The sequence below is a fragment of the uncultured Caballeronia sp. genome, assembly GCF_964243625.1.
In the GTDB taxonomy this organism is placed as follows: Bacteria; Pseudomonadota; Gammaproteobacteria; order Burkholderiales; family Burkholderiaceae; genus Caballeronia.
In genome coordinates, this window is the sequence record NZ_CAXTGZ010000602.1 from 1 (window position 1) to 3,656 (window position 3,656).

Here is a 3,656-nt window from a genome sequence, read left to right on the forward strand (position 1 = left end):
GCGAACGAAAACTTCAGCGCGGCGTCCGGCGCTTCAAGAATCTGCTCGACGAGCGCGAACGACAGCACATGCGGCAAATGGCTCACCGACGCGAATACACCGTCATGCTGTTCGGCGCTCATCTGATGTACCGAGGCGCCCGTTGCACGCCACATCTCGGCGACGCGCTCGACGGATTCCGGCGCGTTCTCGGGCAACGGACACAGGACGACGTTTTTATCGACGTAAAGATCGGGCAGCGCGGCATCCACGCCACTCGACTCCCGGCCCGCTATGGGATGGCCCGGCACGAATTGCGAAGCACGCGCGCCGAGCGCTGCGCGCGCCGCGATGACCGCGTCGCTTTTTGTGCTGCCGGCATCGGTGACTATGGTGCGCGCGTCGATGAACGGCACGATCCTTCGCAGCAACGGCTCGGTTTGCGCAACGGGCGCCGCGATCAATACGAAATCGGCATCGTGCAGCGCTTGTTTGAGCGCGTTGTCGTCGTCGATCAGCACGGCCGAGTCGATCACGCCGAGTTCCAGCGCCCGCTCGACAGACTTCACGGATCGTCCGACGCCGATGATTTCGCCCGTCGCGCCGGCGCGCTCGCGAAGGCCGCGCGCAAGCGATCCGCCGATCAGGCCGACGCCGAAAATCACGAGTTTATTGAATGAGAACGCAGCCACGGGACATCGATAAAAACGCGCCCGAAGGCGCGAAGGGTGAACAATCGAGGGCGTTCTATCAACGCCCGACAAGACAATCAGGCCGTTGCGGACAACGCCTTTTCGAGCGCGGCGATAAACGCTTCGTTTTCTTCCGGCAGTCCAATCGTGATACGCAGCCACGGTAACAAGCCGTAGTTCGCGACCGGCCGCACGATCACGCCTTGCTTGAGCAAAGCGAGATTGACGCGCTGACCGGCGGCGTCATCATTGCCCACGCGCACCATCACGAAGTTGCCGTCGGACGGCACGTATTCGAGCCCGAGATTATCGAACGCTTCAGTGAGCCGGCGATAACCCGCCGCGTTGATCTCCGCACTCTTCGCGAGAAACGCCGTGTCCTTCAACGCAGCGATGGCCGCGGCTTGCGCGAGCGAATTCACGTTGAACGGCTGACGCAGACGGTTGAGCAGATCGGTTTGCTCCGGCTGGGCAATGGCAAAACCCACGCGCAATCCGGCGAGACCGAACGCTTTTGAAAACGTCCGCGATACGATCAGATTCGGATATTTGCGCACCCAGGCAATCGAATCGTAGCGTTTGTCCTTCGCCAGATATTCGGTGTATGCCTCGTCCAGCACGACCGCCACGTGGCGCGGCACGCGCGAGATGAACGCTTCAAGCGCGGGGCCGTCAATGAACGTACCTGTCGGATTGTTCGGATTCGCAACGAACACGAGGCGCGTGTCATCGGCGATTGCAGCGAGCATCGCGTCGAGATCGTGACCGTATTTCACAGCCGGCACGACGATCGCACGCGCGCCCAGACCTTGCGTGGCGAGCGCATACACCGCGAACGAGTACTGCGAGTACACGACCGACTGGCCCTTCTCCACCAGCGCATGTGCGGCGATTTCGAGAATGTCGTTGCTGCCGTTGCCGAGCGTGATCCACTCCGGCGGCACGCCATAACGCTCGCCAAGCGCTGCCTTCAGCTCGAAACCGTTCGAATCCGGATAGCGGCCGAGTTCGGCCATGGCTTCCGTCATTGCGCGCTTAGCGGATTCCGGCATGCCCAGCGGATTTTCGTTCGATGCTAGCTTCACGATATCCGCTTCGTTCAGCCCGAATTCACGCGCTACTTCCGAGATCGGCTTGCCGGCAATATAAGGCGCGATCGCGCGCACGTAGGAAGGGCCGAATTGCGATGTCATATTTTCTCCAGCGTATCTGCGTATGGAAATGCGTGTGGCAAGCGAGGGCTCAACGAGCGCGCGGGTACGATCCGAGGACCTTGAGGAATTCGGCTTTTTCGCCGAGTTCGGTAAGCGCGGCGGCAACGGACGTATCGTCGCGATGGCCTTCTACATCGATATAAAAGTAGTACTCCCACGTGCCGACGCGCGCCGGACGCGATTCGAAACGGGTCATGGACACACCATGCCGTGCCAGTGGTTCCAGCAGCTTCAGCAACGCGCCTGGCTCGTTCGCCACCGAGACGATCAGCGACGTCTGGTCGTGCCCGCTCACGCCCGTGCGTTCCTTGCCGATCATCACAAAACGCGTGCGGTTGTGAGGATCGTCCTGGATCATCGATCGGAACACCCCCAGACCGTAATGCGTTGCGGCACGATCGCCGGCAATCGCCGCGATGGTAGGGTCGCCCACCGCAAGCCGCGCTGCTTCCGCATTGCTCGATACCGCCTGACGCTGCAACTCGGGCGCATTCGCGGTCAGCCAATGCTGACATTGCGCGAGCGCTTGCGGATGCGCGAACACGCGCGTGACGCCATCGAGCGTGCCCGACGCCGTCAGCAAATTATGGTGAATCGGCAAAGCCAGTTCGCCGCCGATCACAAGCGACGTCTGCAACAGCAAATCGAGCGTACGCGATACCGCGCCTTCCGCCGAGTTCTCGACCGGCACGACGCCAAACTCGGCCGCGCCCGCTTCGACCGAACGAAACACTTCGTCGATGGAAGGACAAGGCAGGCCTTCAATGGAATGTCCGAAGTACTCGAACATCGCCTGTTCGCTGTACGTGCCGACCGGCCCGAGGAACGCGGCACGCAGCGTTTGTTCGAGCGCGCGGCTCGCCGCCATGATTTCGCGCCAGATCGAGCTGATGTGATCGCCGCCAAGCGGTCCTTCGCTCATGTCCTGAAGCCGCGCGATCACCTGCAGTTCACGCTCAGGACGAAACACGGGCGCGTTGAAATGCTTCTTCACCTCGCCCACTTCGAGCGCGACCGCGGCGCGCTGATTCAGGAGCGCGATGAGCTGCGCGTCGAGCGCATCGATGCGTTCACGCAGCGGTTTGAGTTGAGAATTAAGGTCGTCGTCCATGCGATGTTTGGATTAAGTCGGTCCAGCGTGGTGAAGCATTGAAGGGCAGATCAGGCGCTGGTCTGCTCGAATTCCTTCATATACTCGACAAGCGTCTTAACCGCTTCGAGCGGCACCGCGTTATAGATGGACGCGCGCATGCCGCCGACCGACTTGTGGCCTTTCAGCTGCAGCAGGCCGCGCGCTTTCGCGCCGGCCAGGAATGCTTCGTTACGGGTTTCGTCGGCGAGAAAGAACGGTACGTTCATTCTCGAGCGCGACTGACGCTCAACTTTGTTCAGATAGAAACTGCTCGAGTCGATGGTGTCGTACAGCAGCGACGACTTCTCGATACTGCGCGCCTCCATGGCTTCCAGGCCGCCCTGATTCTTCAGCCACTTGAAGACGAGTCCGGCAATGTAGATTGCGTACGTGGGCGGCGTGTTGTACATCGAATTGTTCGCGGCGATGGTCTTCCATTCGAACGCCGACGGGCAGATCGCGAGCGCACGATCGAGCAGATCCTCGCGCACGATCACGACCGTCACGCCCGCCATGCCGATGTTCTTCTGCGCGCCGCCAAACAGCACGCCGTATTTCGCGATGTCCATTGGGCGGGAAAGAATGTGCGACGACGCGTCCGCGACGAGCGGCACCGAACCGAGATCGGGGATCTCAAAG

Annotated in this window: 4 protein-coding genes; all 4 read right to left on the minus strand. The window is 61.1% G+C overall.

What is annotated here, in order from left to right; genetic code table 11:
- Window positions 1-671, minus strand: a 671-nt coding sequence (locus tag ACFFAR_RS27805; protein ID WP_375508873.1) for a prephenate dehydrogenase, incomplete at its 3' end; no start/stop codon positions are given.
- A 77-nt stretch (window positions 672-748) separates the two neighbouring features.
- Window positions 749-1,864, minus strand: coding sequence for a histidinol-phosphate transaminase (gene hisC, locus ACFFAR_RS27810; protein WP_062000026.1), 1,116 nt, complete (start codon window positions 1,862-1,864; stop codon window positions 749-751).
- Between the two features lie 49 nt (window positions 1,865-1,913).
- A complete protein-coding gene (gene pheA, locus ACFFAR_RS27815) occupies window positions 1,914-2,996 on the minus strand; it encodes a prephenate dehydratase (protein WP_086382025.1) in 1,083 nt (360 codons plus the stop codon).
- A gap of 50 nt (window positions 2,997-3,046) precedes the next feature.
- Window positions 3,047-3,656, minus strand: a 610-nt coding sequence (serC, locus tag ACFFAR_RS27820; RefSeq protein ID WP_375508874.1) for a 3-phosphoserine/phosphohydroxythreonine transaminase, incomplete at its 5' end; no start/stop codon positions are given.